The organism is Zobellella sp. DQSA1 (assembly GCF_041950555.1).
Classification (GTDB): Bacteria; Pseudomonadota; Gammaproteobacteria; order Enterobacterales; family Aeromonadaceae; genus Oceanimonas.
Window position 1 is genome coordinate 2,119,059 of the sequence record NZ_CP169531.1, and the last position, 16,538, is coordinate 2,135,596.

Annotated in this window: 19 protein-coding genes; 7 read left to right on the top strand and 12 right to left on the bottom strand. The window is 59.6% G+C overall.

Translation table 11 applies throughout. From position 1 onward, the window contains the following. Positions 1-20: 20 nt before the first annotated feature. Together ACEVBK_RS10300 and ACEVBK_RS10305 are read right to left on the bottom strand one after the other, a co-directional pair. Positions 21-620: a DUF2987 domain-containing protein gene (locus ACEVBK_RS10300; protein ID WP_375054867.1), complete on the bottom strand. Its 600-nt coding sequence runs from the start codon at positions 618-620 to the stop codon at positions 21-23. Then, the gene (locus ACEVBK_RS10305) at positions 617-1,390 is read right to left on the bottom strand and encodes a hypothetical protein (RefSeq protein ID WP_375054868.1); all 774 of its coding nucleotides are present in this window, start codon (positions 1,388-1,390) and stop codon (positions 617-619) included. Before ACEVBK_RS10305 ends, ACEVBK_RS10300 begins: the two co-directional genes overlap by 4 nt. 225 nt (positions 1,391-1,615) lie before the next feature. Here ACEVBK_RS10305 and potA point away from each other — a divergent pair, with 225 nt between their 5' ends. The 4 genes from potA to ACEVBK_RS10325 are packed head-to-tail and all read left to right on the top strand — an operon-like array spanning position 1,616 to position 5,398. Next, positions 1,616-2,725: a spermidine/putrescine ABC transporter ATP-binding protein PotA gene (gene potA, locus ACEVBK_RS10310; protein ID WP_375054869.1), complete on the top strand. Its 1,110-nt coding sequence runs from the start codon at positions 1,616-1,618 to the stop codon at positions 2,723-2,725. Beyond that, entirely contained in the window at positions 2,712-3,587 is an 876-nt protein-coding gene (potB, locus tag ACEVBK_RS10315; protein ID WP_375054870.1) for a spermidine/putrescine ABC transporter permease PotB, read from the top strand. Before potA ends, potB begins: the two co-directional genes overlap by 14 nt. Further along, the gene (gene potC, locus ACEVBK_RS10320) at positions 3,580-4,347 is read left to right on the top strand and encodes a spermidine/putrescine ABC transporter permease PotC (RefSeq protein WP_375054871.1); all 768 of its coding nucleotides are present in this window, start codon (positions 3,580-3,582) and stop codon (positions 4,345-4,347) included. Before potB ends, potC begins: the two co-directional genes overlap by 8 nt. A 1-nt stretch (position 4,348) precedes the next feature. Then, complete coding sequence (locus ACEVBK_RS10325; RefSeq protein WP_375054872.1) at positions 4,349-5,398, top strand: extracellular solute-binding protein; 1,050 nt, start codon at positions 4,349-4,351, stop codon at positions 5,396-5,398. A gap of 52 nt (positions 5,399-5,450) precedes the next feature. Here ACEVBK_RS10325 and cobB read toward each other — a convergent pair whose 3' ends face one another. From cobB to ACEVBK_RS10370, 9 genes are all read right to left on the bottom strand, one after another. After that, positions 5,451-6,161, bottom strand: a complete 711-nt coding sequence (cobB, locus tag ACEVBK_RS10330; RefSeq protein ID WP_375054873.1) for a Sir2 family NAD+-dependent deacetylase — start codon at positions 6,159-6,161, stop codon at positions 5,451-5,453. Between the two features lie 116 nt (positions 6,162-6,277). Next, a complete protein-coding gene (gene ihfA / locus ACEVBK_RS10335; RefSeq protein ID WP_375054874.1) occupies positions 6,278-6,583 on the bottom strand; it encodes an integration host factor subunit alpha in 306 nt (101 codons plus the stop codon). 4 nt (positions 6,584-6,587) lie between these two features. After that, positions 6,588-8,975, bottom strand: coding sequence for a phenylalanine--tRNA ligase subunit beta (gene pheT / locus ACEVBK_RS10340; protein WP_375054875.1), 2,388 nt, complete (start codon positions 8,973-8,975; stop codon positions 6,588-6,590). A gap of 15 nt (positions 8,976-8,990) precedes the next feature. Further along, positions 8,991-9,974: a phenylalanine--tRNA ligase subunit alpha gene (gene pheS / locus ACEVBK_RS10345; RefSeq protein WP_375054876.1), complete on the bottom strand. Its 984-nt coding sequence runs from the start codon at positions 9,972-9,974 to the stop codon at positions 8,991-8,993. 156 nt (positions 9,975-10,130) lie between these two features. Further along, a complete protein-coding gene (gene rplT / locus ACEVBK_RS10350) occupies positions 10,131-10,487 on the bottom strand; it encodes a 50S ribosomal protein L20 (RefSeq protein WP_094038210.1) in 357 nt (118 codons plus the stop codon). A 14-nt stretch (positions 10,488-10,501) separates the two neighbouring features. Continuing rightward, positions 10,502-10,699 carry a 50S ribosomal protein L35 gene (rpmI, locus tag ACEVBK_RS10355; RefSeq protein WP_014292509.1) on the bottom strand — a complete coding sequence of 66 codons (198 nt, stop codon included), beginning with the start codon at positions 10,697-10,699 and terminating at the stop codon, positions 10,502-10,504. Between the two features lie 75 nt (positions 10,700-10,774). Continuing rightward, positions 10,775-11,317, bottom strand: a complete 543-nt coding sequence (gene infC / locus ACEVBK_RS10360) for a translation initiation factor IF-3 (protein WP_375058544.1) — start codon at positions 11,315-11,317, stop codon at positions 10,775-10,777. Then, the gene (thrS, locus tag ACEVBK_RS10365; protein ID WP_375054877.1) at positions 11,314-13,248 is read right to left on the bottom strand and encodes a threonine--tRNA ligase; all 1,935 of its coding nucleotides are present in this window, start codon (positions 13,246-13,248) and stop codon (positions 11,314-11,316) included. The genes infC and thrS overlap by 4 nt, the downstream gene beginning before the upstream one ends. A gap of 194 nt (positions 13,249-13,442) precedes the next feature. After that, a complete protein-coding gene (locus ACEVBK_RS10370) occupies positions 13,443-13,883 on the bottom strand; it encodes a TerB family tellurite resistance protein (RefSeq protein ID WP_375054878.1) in 441 nt (146 codons plus the stop codon). A gap of 85 nt (positions 13,884-13,968) precedes the next feature. Here ACEVBK_RS10370 and ACEVBK_RS10375 point away from each other — a divergent pair, with 85 nt between their 5' ends. Genes ACEVBK_RS10375 through ACEVBK_RS10385 form a run of 3 tightly spaced genes read left to right on the top strand, consistent with a single transcriptional unit; the run spans position 13,969 to position 15,818 of the window. Beyond that, entirely contained in the window at positions 13,969-14,832 is an 864-nt protein-coding gene (locus ACEVBK_RS10375; RefSeq protein WP_375054879.1) for a fructosamine kinase family protein, read from the top strand. A gap of 8 nt (positions 14,833-14,840) precedes the next feature. Next, positions 14,841-15,587, top strand: coding sequence for a pteridine reductase (locus ACEVBK_RS10380; protein ID WP_375054880.1), 747 nt, complete (start codon positions 14,841-14,843; stop codon positions 15,585-15,587). Between the two features lie 27 nt (positions 15,588-15,614). Then, positions 15,615-15,818 (top strand): CPXCG motif-containing cysteine-rich protein, encoded by a 204-nt coding sequence (locus tag ACEVBK_RS10385; protein ID WP_375054881.1) that lies wholly within the window; start codon positions 15,615-15,617, stop codon positions 15,816-15,818. 41 nt (positions 15,819-15,859) lie between these two features. Here ACEVBK_RS10385 and ACEVBK_RS10390 read toward each other — a convergent pair whose 3' ends face one another. After that, a complete protein-coding gene (locus ACEVBK_RS10390; RefSeq protein WP_375054882.1) occupies positions 15,860-16,465 on the bottom strand; it encodes a riboflavin synthase subunit alpha in 606 nt (201 codons plus the stop codon). Positions 16,466-16,538: the final 73 nt, after the last annotated feature.

Genomic DNA, 16,538 nt, shown 5'->3' on the forward strand with positions numbered 1-16,538 from the left:
GCGCCGGGGCGCCTTTTACTTTATAACCAGGGGCTGATACGCACCGCCGGAACCGTCATGTCCCGTTCGGCAGCCAGCTGTTGGTCGGACAGATCCAGTCGGGCCTCGCCGTTCAGGCTCTGCCCCGGCTCGGCCGGGGCCAGGTGAAGGCCCTTAAGTTCAGGCACGAAATATTTCCCCGGCCAGCCCGCCATCTTCTGCAGCAGGAGATGCATTTCATCCCGTACCTGGCGCAGCTCGGCCAGGCTGGTGTCCCCCGCCGGCAGCTCCGCCTGGATGCGGATGGAAATGTCGCACCGTTGCGGTTGCTCCACCTCCAGGATCACCACCGCCTTGTCCAGATCCAGCTGCTTGTCGAAGGGCAGCAGGAACTGGCCGTGGGGCAGCGGCTCTACCTCACCCCGGATCGCCCCCGCCACCTGCACGGTACCGGATTCGATATGGCAGAGGCCCTGGCCGTCCTGCCGGCTCAGGTAGAAGCCCAGAGTGGCCTGCTCCACCCTGGCCTTGGCCACGGTTTCCATATGCTTGTAAAAGCCGCTGTAGCCGAGGCTCAGGGGTTCGGCCTGGACGACGGTGCCGGCCAGGGCGAGCACCGCCATAAGGACTGGTGTCTTCATGCGTCGAAATGATCCTTGGACTGGCTGAAAGAGGAAGGCTGTTCATCCGCTTGTGCCGGCGAGGGATCGGTGCCTTCGATACCGCAGGCTTCGCGGTAGATGATGCCCTTCACCACGACATAGAGCGGGGCCACCCAGATAAGGCCGATGCCGAAAGTCATCACCGCGGCCATGAAGAACAACACCAGCAACATATGGATCAGCAACATCGCCATCCACTGGCGGGAAAACAGCCGCAGCGAGGTCAGGATGGCCTGCAAGGGCGTCATGCCTTTTTCCAGGATCAGCGGAAAGGTAAACATCAGCGCCACGCTCAGAACCAGGGTCGGCAGCAGCGACAGCATGGGCGGCAATCCCAGGCTCTGTCCCAGTGGCAGGAACAGGCTGGTGATCAGCCCCATGATCATGCTGGCCAGGGCCAGCGGCAACAGATAGCGGAAGTAGTCGAAAATCTGGCTGGGACGGATGGGCCTGTCCACGGCCCTGTAGATGCCCATCATGTCCAGGCCGCCGCTCATGGGCGCCATGATCATGGAAATGGCCAGCCCCATCAGGCTGGCGCCCCACATGCTGTCTTCTCCCTCCCCGGCCACCATCACCAGCAACTGGTTGAGCAGCAGCCAGCAACCGACCACGCCGATGGCGGCCAACAGAATCGGCAGCTTGGCGCCGTAGATCCGGCCCCAGGCTTCCTGGAACACGGCTTTCGGTGCCAGCGTAAACCCCTGCTCCAGCGAGCGTTGAAGCCGGGTAAATCGTGGTTCATTCATAATGCAATCTCATTTCAAGGGTGGCGGTATTATAACGGATGACCGCATCGGGGGAAGCCAAGCTAACCCATTATAAAAGTTGGGGAATTTTACAAAATAACAAACAGCAAAACCGCATCTTTCAAGCATAAAAATTCGCTTTGATTTCCGCAGGCCGGGGTCTAGAATGCGCGCTCATTTTCATATCAGAACGCGGCGCGTTTTCATCGAGGTGAATAAAGGCAAATGGCCGAGCACACCCCCCCCCTGGTCTCCCTGACCGGTATCAGCAAACAGTTTGACGGCAAAGCTATCATAGACAGCCTGGATTTATCCATTTATGACGGCGAATTCCTCACCATACTGGGCCCGTCCGGCTGTGGCAAGACCACGGTACTGCGCCTGATCTCGGGGCTGGAAGAAGCGGATAGCGGTCATATCCACCTGGCCGGGGAAGACATCACCCGGGTACCCGCCGAGCTGCGTCACGTCAACACCGTGTTCCAGAGTTATGCCCTCTTCCCCCATATGTCCATCTTCGACAACGTGGCCTTCGGCCTGCGCATGCAGAATGTCGCGGCGGCACAGATCCGGCCCCGGGTGATGGAAGCGCTGAAAATGGTGCAGCTGGAGCAGATGGCCGGCCGTTATCCTCACCAACTGTCCGGTGGCCAGCAGCAGCGCATCGCCATCGCCCGGGCCGTAGTCAACCGGCCCAAGGTGCTGCTACTCGACGAATCCCTGAGCGCCCTCGACTACAAGCTGCGCAAGCAGATGCAGACCGAGCTCAAGCAGCTGCAGCGCCGGCTCGGCATCACCTTCGTGTTCGTCACCCACGATCAGGAAGAAGCCCTGTCCATGTCCGATCGCATCGTGGTGATGCAGGGCGGCAAGATAGTGCAGGATGGCGCACCCAAGGAGATCTACGAATCCCCCGCCAACCTGTTCGTGGCCAAATTCATCGGCGAAATCAACATCATGGACGGCGAGCTGCTCTCTCCCACCGACGAGACCGGCGCCTGGCATGCTCAGGTGGAAGGCCGCGGTTGCGTGGTACACAGCCAGTATCCCTTCAATGCCGGCGACAAAGTGTGCGTGCTGCTGCGCCCCGAGGATCTGCGCATGAAGGTGCGCACCGAGAATGCCGCGCCCGAGGGCGTACCCGGCCGCATTATCGATCGCCACTACAAGGGCGCCACCCTGGACTCCCTGGTAGAACTGGAGTCCGGCCAGCGGGTGCTGATTTCGGAGTTCTTCGACGAGGACGATCCCGATTTCGACTATCGCATCGGCCAGCAGGTGGACATCCACTGGGTCGACAGCTGGGAGGTGGTCCTGCCCTATGAACAGCACTAGCGGTTTCCGCGCCAATCTGTTCCGCAACCTGGCGGTCAGCCTGATCGCCGGCTGGTTGCTGCTGTTCGTGTTCATGCCCAACCTGATGATCATCGGCACCAGTTTCCTGACCCGGGATCACGCCAGCCTGGTGAGCCTGGTGTTCACCCTGGACAACTACGGCCGGCTGCTGGACCCGCTCTATGTGCGGGTACTGTGGCATTCGGTGTACATGGCCGGGATGGCCACCCTTGTCTGCCTGCTGGTGGGCTATCCCTTCGCTTTCGTCATCGCCCAGAGTCCCCGCCGCTGGCGCCCCCTGCTGTTGTTCCTGGTGATAGTACCATTCTGGACCAACTCCCTGATCCGCACCTATGCGCTCAAGGTGGTGCTGGGCACCAAGGGCCTGCTCAACAACGCCCTGCTGGCCCTGGGCCTGATCGAGCAGCCGCTGCGCATCATGTTTACCGAGGTGGCGGTGATCATCGGCCTGGTGTACATACTGCTGCCCTTTATGGTGCTGCCGCTCTATGCCGCCATCGAGAAGCTGGACGGCCGCCTACTGGAGGCGGCCCGGGATCTGGGGGCCGGCGCCTGGTCCCGTTTCTTCCGGGTGATAGTGCCGCTGACCATGCCCGGCATCGTCGCCGGCTGCCTGCTGGTGTTCCTGCCGGCCATGGGGATGTTCTACATCTCGGATCTGCTGGGCGGGGCCAAGAACCTGCTGATCGGCAACATCATCAAGACCCAGTTCCTCAATATCCGTGACTGGCCCTTCGGCTCGGCCACCAGCATCACCCTGACGGTGCTGATGGCGGCCCTGATCTTCGTCTACTACCGGGTGGGCAAGCTGCTGAACAAGAGGGTATCCATCGATGATTAAGTGGTTCAAGGGCGGCTTCCTGCTGCTGGTGTTCGCCTATCTGTACATCCCCATCGGAGTGCTGATCGCCAATTCCTTCAACAGCTCCCGTTACGGCATCCGCTGGGACGGCTTTACCTGGGACTGGTACGTCCGCCTGCTCAACAACGCCGGCCTGATGGAAGCGGCCCGCCACTCGGTGACCATCGCCCTGGTGTCGGCCACCTTCGCGGCGCTGATCGGCACCCTGGCGGCGGTGGCCCTGTACCGTTATCGCTTCCGCGGCAAGGGCTTCGTGGGCGGCATGCTGTTCGTGGTGATGATGTCGCCGGACATCGTCATGGCCATCTCGCTGTTGGCCCTGTTCGTGGTGTTGGGTATTTCGCTCGGCTTCTGGTCGCTGCTGTTCGCCCATATCACCTTCTGTCTTCCCTTTGTGGTGATCACCGTCTATTCACGCCTCAAGGGGTTCGACCTGCGCATGCTGGAAGCCGCCAAGGATCTGGGTGCCAGTGAGTTAGTGACCTTCAGGAAGATTATTTTCCCGCTGGCCAGGCCCGCCATTGCCGCCGGTTGGCTGCTGAGTTTCACCTTGTCCCTGGACGATGTGATCGTCAGCTCCTTCGTGACCGGACCGGCCTACGAGATCCTGCCGCTGAAAATCTATTCCATGGTCAAGGTGGGCGTGTCCCCCGAGGTCAACGCCCTGGCCACCATCATGCTGGCGGTATCGCTGGTGCTGGTGGTGACGTCTCAACTTCTGTTAAGGGATAAACGCTGATATGCAATCCTGGTTCCGTCCTCTGGCCATCGCGGTGGCCGCCAGCCTGCCCCTGGTGGCGCAGGCCAATGATCGCCTGTCCGTCTACGCCTGGGCCGAATATCTGCCCGACGGCGTGCTGGCCCGCTTCACCAAGGAAACCGGCGTCAAGGTGGACTACGCCACCTTCGACTCCAATGAGGCGCTCTATGCCAAGCTGAAGCTGCTGCAGACCAGCGGGGCCAGCGAAAGCTACGACCTGATCTTCCCCTCCAGCTACATGCTGAGCAAGATGGCCCGGGAAGGCATGCTGCAACCGCTCGACAAGAGCAAGCTGCCCCACCTGGAGCAGTTGGAGCCGAGCCTGCTGGATCGGGAATTCGATCCGGGCAACCGGTACAGCGTGCCCTATGCCTTCGGCAGCACCGCCATCGCCCTCAACCGGGACGAGCTGGCCGACGCCGAGGTGAACGCCTGGGCCGATCTGTGGGACGGACGCTGGCAGGGCCAGTTGATGCTGACCGACGACATCCGTGAGAATTTCCAGATGGCGCTGCTGACCCTGAACCATTCCGCCAACAGCAAGGACGCGGGTGAGATCAAGGCCGCCTTTGAGAAGCTGCAGGCGCTGAAGGACAACGTGTTGCTGTACAATTCCGACAACCCGCGCATGCCCTATGTGACCGGCGAGGCCTCCATCGGCCTGATCTGGAGCGACCAGGCCTACAAGACCCAGCAGGACGGCATGAACCTGGAATACATCTATCCGGAAGAAGGCGCTATCTTCTGGGTGGACAGCGCCGCCATTCCGAGCAACGCCAAGTCGGCGGATGCCGCCCACCAGTTCATCGATTTCCTGATGCGCCCCGAAATCGCGGCGAGCATCATCGAGGAACTGGGCATAGCGGTGCCCAACCAGGGGGCCAAGGCCCTGCTGCCCGCCGAGGTGGCCGAGAACCAGGTGCTGTTCCCGAACGGCGAGACCCTGGCCAAGGGCCACTTCCAGGACGATCTGGGTGACGAGGTGCTGGCCGTCTACGAAGAGCACTGGGTACGGCTACGTTCCCACTAAGGATCTTCCCCTCCCCCATAAAGACCAAAGCCCGCATCATGCGGGCTTTTTACTATTTCTTCCGACCCGCCAGCAGCTCTTCCACATAGCGGCTGACCATCTGCGTGGCAGGGCCGTAGCGGTGCTCGTCGAAATGGTTGTTGACCTGGCTCGGCTCCAGGTTGATCTCGATGGTATGGGCGTCGTGCATGGCCGCCTCGTGCACGAAACCCGCCGCCGGGTAGACGTTGCCCGAGGTGCCGATGGCGATGAAGATACTGGCCTCGCTCAGGGCATGGTAGATACGATCCAGCAACAACGGCATTTCGCCGAACCAGACCACGTGCGGCCGCAGCGGTTCGGGAAACTGGCAGCAGTGGCACAGATCCGTGGTATGCAAGGGACCTGCCCAGGCCACCGTCTGGTTGGAATGGGGGCAGCGAGCCTTGAGCAATTCCCCGTGCATGTGCAGCACATTCCGGCTGCCGGCCCGCTCGTGCAGATCGTCGATATTCTGGGTCACCAGGGTCACCCGCTCCGGCCATTCGGCCTCCAGCCGGGCCAGGGCATGGTGGGCGGCGTTGGGTTCCACCGCCTGCAACAGCGCCCGGCGGGCGTTGTAGAAGCTGTGTACCAGCTCGGGATCCCGCCGGTAGCCTTCGGGGGTGGCCACGTCTTCGATACGATGCTCTTCCCACAGGCCATCACTGGCCCGAAAGGTCTTGATGCCCGACTCGGCCGAGATGCCGGCCCCGGTCAGAATAACGATATTGCCTTTGCGCACGGAGGCACGCCTCTGCTGGATGAACTTGTAGTTAGGCTAACAGCATAGCGGGCCGCAGGCCAATGCTGCCTTAGTCTAACCAACAAAAAGCCAGGCTTGCGGCCTGGCTTGTGATTTTACTCTGCGTCGTCGAGCAATGTTGCGTTTTCTACCCTGGCCTTGAGTTTTTGGCCGGGGCGAAAGGTCACTACCCGCCTGGCCGATATGGGAATATCCTCCCCGGTTTTGGGATTGCGCCCGGGGCGTTCACCCTTATTGCGTAATTCAAAATTGCCGAACCCGGAAATTTTGACCTGTTCACCTTGCTCCAGTGCGGCGCGAATTTCTTCGAAAAACGCTTCGACCATTTCCTTGGCATCACGTTTACTTATGCCAAGCTCGGTGAACAGATGTTCTGCTATGTCGGCCTTGGTTAACGCCATACGCTCAATCCCTCAAGGAAGCATTAAACTCGTCGGACAGCGAGGACACGATGCGCGCCACCGTATCCGCGATTTCCTTCTCTTCCAAAGTCCGTTGGGTATCCTGCAACACCAAGCTGAGCGCCAGGCTCTTCTTGCCGTCGGCAATACCTTGTCCTTGGTATACATCGAACAAGTTTATGCCAACCAATTGATTTCCGCCAACTTTCCTAACTAAATCAAGGATATCCCCGGCGGCGACGGATTGCTCCACCACCAGCGCCAGATCCCGGCGGTTGGCGGGGAAACGGGACACGTCACCGGCCTCGGGCACCACTCGTGCGGTCAGGGCGTCCAGCTCGATTTCAAACACATAAGCCTGGGACTTGAGGCCCAGCTTCTTCAGCAGGCTGGGATGCAGGGCACCGAGCAAACCCACCTGATGGCCGGAGCGCAACAACGCGGCGGATTGTCCCGGATGCAGCGCCTTGATATCGGTGCGGGCAAAGCCGAAGTTCAGCTCGTCGGCGGTCAGGGCCAGCAGGCTCTCCACGTCGCCCTTGAGGTCGAAGAAGTCCACCCCTTTGTCGGCCATATCCCAGTGCTCGTCCACCACCGGGCCCAGCAGCAGGCCGGTCAGCACCGGGGTCTGGCGTACACCGTTCTCGGCGGCTTCGTCGGGAATGAAGATAAGCCCCTGTTCGAACAGCCGCAGCCGCGACTGCTGGCGGTTCTGGTTATAGACTGCCGCCTGAATCAGCCCCGGCCACAGGGACACCCGCATGGCGGACATGTCGGCGGCGATGGGGTTGGGCAGCACCAGCGGCTCGGCGTCCGGGAACAGCAGCCGCTGTTGTTCCGGATCCACAAAGCTGTAGGTAATGGCCTCCTGGTAGCCGAGATCCACCAAGGCGTCCTTCAGCCGATTCAGGGGCAGGGCCGCCTCCTGATGGCGGGACATGCTCAGGCCGGCCACCGGCGCCACATTCGGGATTTGGTTGTAACCGTAGATACGGGCCACCTCTTCCACCAGATCTTCCTCGATGCCGATATCGAAGCGATAGCTCGGCACCACCGCCTGCCAGCCATCACGGGTCGGAGTGACTTCCAGTCCCAGACGGGTCAGCATATCGGTGACCTGGTCGGCGGGAATGTCGATACCGATCAAGCGGTTGAGCTTGTCGTGGCGCAGGGTAACGGTGGCTGCCACGGGCAGCTCGGCTTCCGAGACCGCCTCCACCACGGGACCGGCTTCACCGCCGCAGATGTCCAGCAGCAGCGCGGTGGCCCGCTCCATCACCTTGCGCTGCAGCCGGTAGTCCACGCCGCGCTCGAAACGGTGGGAAGAGTCGGTGTGCAGGCCATAGCTGCGGGCCCGGCCGGTAATCGCCAGCGGGCTGAAGAAGGCGCATTCCAGCAGCACGTCACGGGTGTGTTCGTTCACCCCGGTGGCCTCGCCGCCGAAGATGCCGGCCATGGCCACGGCTTTCGAGTTGTCGGCAATCACCAGGGTATCGCTGTTCAGGCTGACCTCGTTGCCGTCGAGCAGGGTCAGTTTTTCGCCCTGATCGGCCTGGCGCACCACTATGCCGCCGTCGAGACGGGCCAGATCGAAGGCATGCATGGGCTGGCCCCACTCCAGCAAGACAAAGTTGGTGATGTCCACCACCGGATCGATGCTGCGGATACCACAGCGGCGCAGTTTTTCCTGCATCCACAGCGGCGTTTCGGCCGTAACGTCGATGTTCTTCACCACCCGTCCCAGGTAGCGCGGGCAGGCGGCAGGGGCGTCCAGCCGGATGTCGACCCGGTCGTCGATACTGGCCGGCACCGCCGGGATGTCGGGCCAGTTGACGTCCTGCCGGTTCAGCACCCCGACTTCCCGGGCCAGTCCGGCCATGCTCAGGCAGTCGGCGCGGTTGGGCGTCAGATCCACTTCGATGATGGCATCGTCGAGGCGCAGGTAGTCGCGGACCTCGGCGCCGACGGGGGCGTCGGCGGGCAGTTCGATGATGCCGTCGGCGTCCACCTCGATGCCCAGTTCGCTATAGGAGCAGAGCATGCCGTGGGAGGGTTGGCCGCGCAGCTTGGCTTTCTTGATGGTGAAGTCGCCGGGCAACACGGCGCCGACCACGGCCACCGCCACTTTCAGGCCCTGGCGACAGTTGGGCGCACCGCAGACGATGTCGAGCAGTTCATCACCGCCCACCTTGACCTTGGTTACCCTCAGCTTGTCCGCGTCCGGGTGCTGGCCGCATTCCACCACCTCGCCCACCAGTACCTGGCTGAAGGCACCGGCCACCGGCGTGATGCCGTCCACTTCCAGGCCGGCCATGGTGATCTGCTCGGCAAGAGCCTCGGCATCCAGACCGGTATTGACCCATTCGTCCAGCCATGATTTTGAAAATTTCATTATTGCTCCTGCCGCTTACCGGAATTGCTTGAGAAAACGCAGATCATTTTCGAAGAAGGCGCGCAAGTCGTTGACGCCATAACGCAGCATGGTCAGGCGCTCGACCCCCATGCCGAAGGCAAAGCCGCTGTAGCGCTCGGGATCGATGCCCACGGAACGCAACACGTTGGGGTGCACCATGCCGCAGCCCAACACCTCCAGCCATTTGCCGTTCTTGCCCATCACGTCCACTTCGGCGCTGGGCTCGGTAAAGGGGAAGTAAGAAGGACGGAAGCGGATTTGCAGATCGGCCTCGAAAAAGTTGTTGAGGAAGTCGTGCAACACGCCCTTGAGGTGGGTGAAGCTGACATTCTCGTCTACCAGCAGGCCTTCCACCTGATGGAACATGGGGGTGTGGGTCTGATCGTAGTCGTTACGGTAGACCCGACCCGGGGCGATAACGCGCAGCGGTGGCTGCTGCTGCTCCATGGTACGGATCTGCACGCCCGAGGTGTGGGTGCGCAGCATCAGCTCCGGGTTGAAGTAGAAGGTATCGTGATCGGTGCGGGCCGGATGGTGCGCCGGAATGTTCAGGGCATCGAAGTTGTGGAAATCGTCCTCGATTTCGGGGCCTTCCGCTACCTGGAAACCGAGTTCGCCGAGCAGGGATTCGATGCGGCGGATGGTGCGGGTCACCGGATGCAGGCCGCCCGCCGACTGGCGGCGCCCGGGCAGGGTAATGTCCAGGGTTTCGGACGCCAGTCTCTGGTTCAGTTCGGCCAGTTGCAGTGCTTCGCGCTTGCTGTTGAGGGCATCACTCACCGCCTGCTTGGCGTTATTGATGGCTTGGCCGGCGGCGGGGCGTTCTTCGGCGGACAACTTGCCCAGGGCCTTGGATTGTTCGGTAAAAATCCCCTTCTTGCCCAGATAGTGAACCCGGATTTCATCCAGTTCGACGGCGTTGGCGGCAGCCTGGATCTCCGCCTGTGCTTTGACGATCACGTCTTCCAGCTGATCCATGTGTTCCTCGTACTTGCCCGCAACAAGGCGGACGCTAAATAATTTGAAAGGCCTTGATAATAAAGGAAATGCTCCGCGCCCGCCACCACTGAGCCGGCTCGGGGCCAACAAAAAAGGAGGCCGGAGCCTCCTTTTTTATTTAATCGTCTGAACGACTTAAACCAGGGCTTCTTTGGCTTTGGCAACCAAAGCGGTGAAGGTGGTTTTGTCGTGCACGGCGATGTCAGCCAGGATCTTGCGATCGATTTCAACGGAGGCTTTTTTCAGGCCATCGATGAAGCGGCTGTAAGACAGACCGTTCTGACGGGCCGCCGCATTGATACGGGCGATCCACAGCTGACGGAACTGACGTTTTTTCTGACGGCGGTCACGATAGGCATATTGACCGGCTTTGGTTACGGCCTGGACGGCAACGCGATAAACGCGCGAACGGGCACCGTAGTAACCTTTGGCCTGCTTCAGTACTTTCTTGTGACGAGCGCGGGCAGTAACACCACGTTTAACTCTTGGCATTGTTCACTCTCCTCTTAAGCGGTCGGCAGCATGGATTTGATCTGAGCGACGTCAGACGCGGCCACCAGACACTTACCGCGCAGCTGACGCTTACGCTTGGTGCTTTTCTTGGTGAGGATGTGACGCAGGTGGGATTGCTTGCGCTTGAAGCCACCGGAGCCGGTTTTCTTGAAGCGCTTGGCAGCGCCCTTGTTCGATTTCATTTTCGGCATAAAAACTCCGCATTGTTAATAACAACAAACAGCAAGGCGAGCCGGGCGAGTCATAGCCCGACTACTTGCAGGGCCTTACTGTTTTTTCTTCGGGGCAAGCACCATGACGGCCTGACGACCTTCCAGCTTGGGAAAGGCCTCGACCACGGCCAATTCGTCCAGATCCGCCTTGATGCGGTTGAGCAAATCGAAACCGAGCTCCTGGTGCGCCATCTCACGACCGCGGAACCGCAGCGTGACCTTGGCTTTGTTGCCCTCTTCCAAAAAGCGAATCAGGTTGCGTAGTTTTACCTGATAGTCGCCTTCATCGGTACCGGGCCGGAATTTGATTTCCTTGACCTGGATTTGTTTCTGCTTTTTCTTTTGTTCCTTGGTAGCCTTGCTCTTCTCGTAGAGGAACTTGCCGTAATCCATAATACGGCAAACGGGCGGCTCGGCATTGGGACTGATTTCCACCAAGTCTACACCTGCGCCGGAGGCGGCTTCGAGTGCCTCGGTAATGGACACAATACCTAATGCTTCGCCTTCCAGGCCGACCAGACGGACTTCTTTCAGTCGGATTTCTTCATTCAGTCGATTGCGAGGAGCTGGTTTGCCCCCTTTTTTAGCGCCTTTTATAACCTATCCTCCACTGTTTTCTTACCGCGAGTACGGATCTCCTGCTGAATCAGCTGAGTCAGCGCTTCTACGTTGAAGGTGCCGAGATCCTGTCCTTTCCGGGTACGAACCGCTACTTGGCCGGCTTCGACTTCTTTATCGCCGCAAACCAGCATGAAAGGTACCCGCTTCAGAGTATGCTCGCGGATTTTAAAGCCTATCTTCTCATTTCTCAAGTCCGCTTTGGCCCGAATGCCAACATTATTCAAACTGTTAGCCAAATTGCGGGCGTAATCGGCCTGATTGTCGGTAATATTGAGCACCACCACCTGGGTGGGAGCCAGCCAGGTCGGAAACAGACCGGCGTACTCTTCGATCAGGATACCGATGAAACGCTCGATGGAACCCAGGATGGCGCGGTGAATCATCACCGGTACGTGGCGGTCGTTATCTTCGCCTACGTAACTGGCCCCCAGACGACCCGGCAGCGCGAAGTCGAGCTGAACGGTGCCGCATTGCCAGGCCCGGTTCAGGCAGTCGTGCAGGGTAAATTCGATCTTGGGTCCGTAGAAGGCACCCTCCCCCGGCTGCAGTTCATAGGCGATGTCGTTGGCCTTGAGCGCTTCTTCCAGGGCCAGTTCCGCCTTGTCCCAGATCTCGTCGCTGCCGATGCGCTTTTCCGGCCGGGTCGACAACTTGACCGCGATGTTGGTGAAGCCAAAGGTACCGTAAGTGTCATATACCATCTGGATGCAGGCGGATACTTCTGCCTGTATTTGTTCTTCGGTACAGAAAATGTGGGCATCGTCCTGAGTAAAGCCACGCACCCGCATCAGGCCATGCAGGGCGCCGCTCGGCTCGTTGCGATGGCAGCAACCGAATTCCGCCATACGCAGGGGCAGGTCCCGGTATGACTTGAGGCCCTGGTTGAAGATCTGCACATGGCCCGGGCAGTTCATCGGCTTGATGGCATACTCACGGTTTTCGGAACTGGTGGTAAACATGTTCTCGGCGTATTTGTCCCAGTGGCCGGATTTTTCCCACAGCACCCTGTCCATCATGAAGGGCCCCTTGACCTCTTCGTACTGGTATTCGCGCAGCTTGTCGCGCACGAAGTGTTCCAGTTCACGGAAGACGGTCCAGCCGTCGTGGTGCCAGAACACCATGCCCGGCGCTTCTTCCTGCATATGGTAGAGATCGAGCTGCTTGCCTATCTTGCGATGATCGCGCTTGGCGGCTTCCTCCAACTGGGTCAGGTAGCCCTTGAGCGCTTTCTTGTCGGCCCAGGCGGTGCCGTAGATACGCTGCAGCATCTTGTTCTTGGAATCACCCCGCCAGTAGGCGCCGGACACTTTCTGCAACTTGAAATGCTGGCAGAAGCGCATGTTGGGCACGTGCGGCCCCCGGCACATGTCGATGTACTCTTCGTGGTGATAGAGGCCCGGCTTGTCATGCTGGCTGACGTTCTGATCCAGGATTTCAATCTTGTAAGACTCATGCCGCCGGGCGAAGACGTCCCGCGCTTCCTGCCAACTAACCTTTTTCTTGATCACCGGGTACTCGGTCTTGGCCAGCTCCAGCATGCGGGCTTCCAGCTTATCGAGGTCTTCTTCGGTCAGGGTATGATCCAGATCCACATCGTAATAGAAGCCGTTATCGATCACCGGACCGATGGCCATCCTGGTTTGCGGCCACAGCTGCTTGATCGCATGGCCCAGCAGGTGGGCACAGGAATGGCGGATGATGTCCAGGCCATCCTGATCCTTGGCGGTGATGATAGCCAGTTCGGCATCCTGGGATATCAGCTCGCAGGCATCCACCAGTTCATCGTTGACCCGGCCGGCGATGCAGGCCTTGGCCAGGCCGGCCCCGATATCCTGGGCCACATCCAGTACGGAAACGGCATGTTCAAAATGGCGTTGGCTGCCATCGGGAAGCGTAATTGTCGGCATGAAGCGTCCTTAACAGTGGTGCACCCTACCAAAGTGCACATGTAGTGTGTGAAAAGTGAAAAAATTCATGACTGCCCCGACCATCTGGCTTTACCTTGCCAGTCTGGCGCGCCTTATGGTGCTACCCGGCGGCACAGGTCAGGGAGAGCAGACTCTACCAAACTTGAGCGCTTCCCGCCATGGCTGGCCAACGATTATAGGCACTGCCGTTCGGCCTTGTGCTTCAACTGGATAAAGCGGCTGTGGGGAATATAGAGCAGATCGGCAATCTGGCGGATCACCGCTTCCTCCAAAGGATCCAGCACCCCGTCGGTAAAAGCAATCAGCCAGAGGGCATGGAGGATGTTTTCCCGTTGCCCTGCCGGCAGGGTCTTGAGACGGGAGGTGAATTCGTAGAGTGAAGCCGACTCCTGCTGCTGTACCCTACCCTGCTCCAGCCAGTCGTGCACTTCTCCCTGGGTCTGGCCGAACAAGCGGGCCAGCAACTGCTCCATCCGCAGCTGCTCCGCGTCACTGTCCGAGCCGTCGGCCAGCATGACTTCGGTCAGCAAGGCGGCCACCGCCACTTCTTCACTCAACTCGATCTGCTCCGCGGGTCGAGTACTTTCAAACCATTTTTTCAGCTTATCTATCATGGGCTCTCCAATTTTGATCCCGATGCGGTTTGCACGCTTGCGCATGGCCTATACTGTTGACAAACCAAGCCTAAGCGGAGGCATTATGTGGCCAGTGATCGCCAATCAGATCTCGGAAGCAACCGGCAGCGACTTCACCATCCTCGACAAAAAACCACTGTCCGGGGGGGATATCAACCAGGCATTCCGGATTTCCGACGGCCATAAAAGCTACTTCGTTAAGTTAAGTGACCGTGCCCGGGTAGATATGTTCCGCTGCGAATGGAACAGCCTGGACCATCTGCTCCGCACCCAGACCCTGGTGATCCCCAAGCCCATCTGCTGCGGTACCACCGTCGGCAGCAGTTTCCTGGTACTGGAATATCTGCCTTTCGGCGAGTCGGACGAGCAAGACTGGCACATGCTCGGTCGTCAGTTGGCCCACCTGCACCGCAGCCATGGCCAACCCATGTACGGTTGGGATGAAGACAATTTTCTCGGCTCCAGCGTACAACCCAACGCCTGGCATAAAAAATGGTCCACCTTTTTTGCCGAACAACGAGTCGGCTGGCAGCTGAAACTGCTGGAAGAAAAAGGCATCCGTTTCGGTGATATCGAGGAAATTGTCGGAGCCATCAAACTGCGACTGGCCAACCATCACCCCAGTGCCTCCCTGTTGCACGGCGATCTCTGGCGTGGCAATCTTGCGTTCACCGAGCACATGGGGGTGTTGTTCGATCCTGCCAGTTATTTTGGTGATCGGGAAACGGATATCGCCATGACCGAGCTGTTCGGACAGTTTCCTCTGGCCTTTTACCAGGGCTACCACGCCGTCTGGCCGCTGGATGAAGGCTATACCGAACGACGGGAGCTCTATAACCTCTATCACCTGCTCAATCATGTGAGCCATTTTGGCGAGCCTTATATTGCTCAGACCAAGACAAGCCTTTATCGGGTTATTGCCAGTTAGGAGATGCTATGCCCCACCCCGTGGTATTGATTACCGGTGCCGCCAAGCGTATCGGTGCCGAAATGAGCCGCTATCTTCATCAGCGGGGCTATCGGCTGGTTTTGCACTACCACCACAGCGAATCCCCTGCCACCGCCCTGGCCCGGGAACTGAATGCCCAACGGCCGGACAGCGTCCGGCTGGTGTCTCAGGATCTGACCCGGCTCGATGAACTCAAGGAAATGGCCGACAAGGTGCTGAATTGTTTTGGCCGCCTGGACGGGCTTATCAACAACGCATCCGCCTTCTACCCCACTCCCTTCGGTGAGGCGACGCCGGCGCAATGGCAGGAACTGGCGGCAACCAATGCAGCCGCACCCTATTTTCTGACTCAGGCCCTGGCGCCGGCGCTGCAAGACAGCGGGGGCGCCATCGTGAACATGGTCGACATCCATGCAGAAAAAGGCCTGAAACACCATTTGCTCTACAGCATGGCAAAAAACGCCCTGGCTACCCTGACCCGCGGCCTGGCCGCGGAGCTGGCCCCCGGCATCCGCGTCAACGGTATCGCACCCGGCGCCATCATCTGGCCGGAGCATGAGCTGAACGAAGCGCAAAAGCAGCGGGTGCTGAAGTCCATTCCGATGGGACGGCTGGGCCAGCCCCGGGAAATTGCCGAAACCGCCGCCTTTTTACTCGAGGGCCCCGGCTATCTGACCGGCCAGATAGTCGCGCTGGACGGGGGCCGTTCCTGCCGGGGACTGCCGGAGGCCTGAAGCCAACCCGAAACGAGGACAATCCCGATGCGTGACTATTTCGAACAGAATATCGTATGTCCCCACTGCGGGCATCATACCCGCATCATGGTGGATGCCTCCGAAGGGGATCAGGACTACTACGAAGACTGCATGGCCTGCTGTAACTCCATTCATATCACCGTTACCCGTAACGAACAAACGGACGAGGTTGACGTTATGGTGGATGCCGATGACGAGCAATATTTCTGAGCGGGCGATGGGATTCAGACTGCATTGCATGTTGGCATAATTTATCGGCCGGCCAGCACCCGCTCCACGGTATCGACGATAGCCTGGGTTTGGGGGTCGATCTCGATATTCACCCCGTACCCGGGCAGGATAGCCCCCAAATTGGTGCGCGCCAGGGTCTCGGGGATCAAGTGCACGGCAAAGCGATCTGCTTTCACTTCGCCCAGGGTCAGGCTGATGCCGTCGATACCGATATAACCTTTGGTAAAGACATATTTGGCCAGCCCGGCCGGCAGCGCGAACCAGAGGCAGGTATTGGTGTCGCTTTCCACGCGCTCCAGCAGTTCGCCCTGGGCCATGATATGACCGGACATGGCGTGGCCGCCGATCTCGTCGCCGAAGCGGGCCGCCCGTTCCAGGTTCACTCTGTCCCCCGCCCGTAACCGCCCCAGGTTGGTTAGCCTCAGGGTTTCCGCCATCAGATCAAAACTCACCCTGTCGCCATCGATCCGGGTGACGGTGAGGCAGCAACCGTTGTGGGCCACGGAAGCCCCCGGCTCCAACCCGGGCAACAGCGCCTCCGGCAGCCGGACGACATGGGTGCGAAAATCGGCTTTGTCGGTTATTTCAAGCACAGTCCCCTGGCCTTGTACAATTCCGGTAAACATAGTTCTCATCCAATTTCAAAAGACAGTTGAATATACTGGGAAATTCCCATGATCGACGCTATATTGCCAACAC

What these genes read in the sequence shown, in the direction of transcription:
- ACEVBK_RS10300 (WP_375054867.1), bottom strand. Translation starts at nt 620, where the DNA reads ATGAAGACACCAGTCCTTATGGCGGTGCTCGCCCTGGCCGGCACCGTC.
- ACEVBK_RS10305 (WP_375054868.1), bottom strand. Translation starts at nt 1,390, where the DNA reads ATGAATGAACCACGATTTACCCGGCTTCAACGCTCGCTGGAGCAGGGG.
- potA (WP_375054869.1), top strand. Translation starts at nt 1,616, where the DNA reads ATGGCCGAGCACACCCCCCCCCTGGTCTCCCTGACCGGTATCAGCAAA.
- potB (WP_375054870.1), top strand. Translation starts at nt 2,712, where the DNA reads ATGAACAGCACTAGCGGTTTCCGCGCCAATCTGTTCCGCAACCTGGCG.
- potC (WP_375054871.1), top strand. Translation starts at nt 3,580, where the DNA reads ATGATTAAGTGGTTCAAGGGCGGCTTCCTGCTGCTGGTGTTCGCCTAT.
- ACEVBK_RS10325 (WP_375054872.1), top strand. Translation starts at nt 4,349, where the DNA reads ATGCAATCCTGGTTCCGTCCTCTGGCCATCGCGGTGGCCGCCAGCCTG.
- ihfA (WP_375054874.1), bottom strand. Translation starts at nt 6,583, where the DNA reads ATGGCGTTAACCAAGGCCGACATAGCAGAACATCTGTTCACCGAGCTT.
- pheT (WP_375054875.1), bottom strand. Translation starts at nt 8,975, where the DNA reads ATGAAATTTTCAAAATCATGGCTGGACGAATGGGTCAATACCGGTCTG.
- pheS (WP_375054876.1), bottom strand. Translation starts at nt 9,974, where the DNA reads ATGGATCAGCTGGAAGACGTGATCGTCAAAGCACAGGCGGAGATCCAG.
- rplT (WP_094038210.1), bottom strand. Translation starts at nt 10,487, where the DNA reads ATGCCAAGAGTTAAACGTGGTGTTACTGCCCGCGCTCGTCACAAGAAA.
- rpmI (WP_014292509.1), bottom strand. Translation starts at nt 10,699, where the DNA reads ATGCCGAAAATGAAATCGAACAAGGGCGCTGCCAAGCGCTTCAAGAAA.
- thrS (WP_375054877.1), bottom strand. Translation starts at nt 13,248, where the DNA reads ATGCCGACAATTACGCTTCCCGATGGCAGCCAACGCCATTTTGAACAT.
- ACEVBK_RS10370 (WP_375054878.1), bottom strand. Translation starts at nt 13,883, where the DNA reads ATGATAGATAAGCTGAAAAAATGGTTTGAAAGTACTCGACCCGCGGAG.
- ACEVBK_RS10375 (WP_375054879.1), top strand. Translation starts at nt 13,969, where the DNA reads ATGTGGCCAGTGATCGCCAATCAGATCTCGGAAGCAACCGGCAGCGAC.
- ACEVBK_RS10380 (WP_375054880.1), top strand. Translation starts at nt 14,841, where the DNA reads ATGCCCCACCCCGTGGTATTGATTACCGGTGCCGCCAAGCGTATCGGT.
- ACEVBK_RS10385 (WP_375054881.1), top strand. Translation starts at nt 15,615, where the DNA reads ATGCGTGACTATTTCGAACAGAATATCGTATGTCCCCACTGCGGGCAT.
- ACEVBK_RS10390 (WP_375054882.1), bottom strand. Translation starts at nt 16,465, where the DNA reads ATGTTTACCGGAATTGTACAAGGCCAGGGGACTGTGCTTGAAATAACC.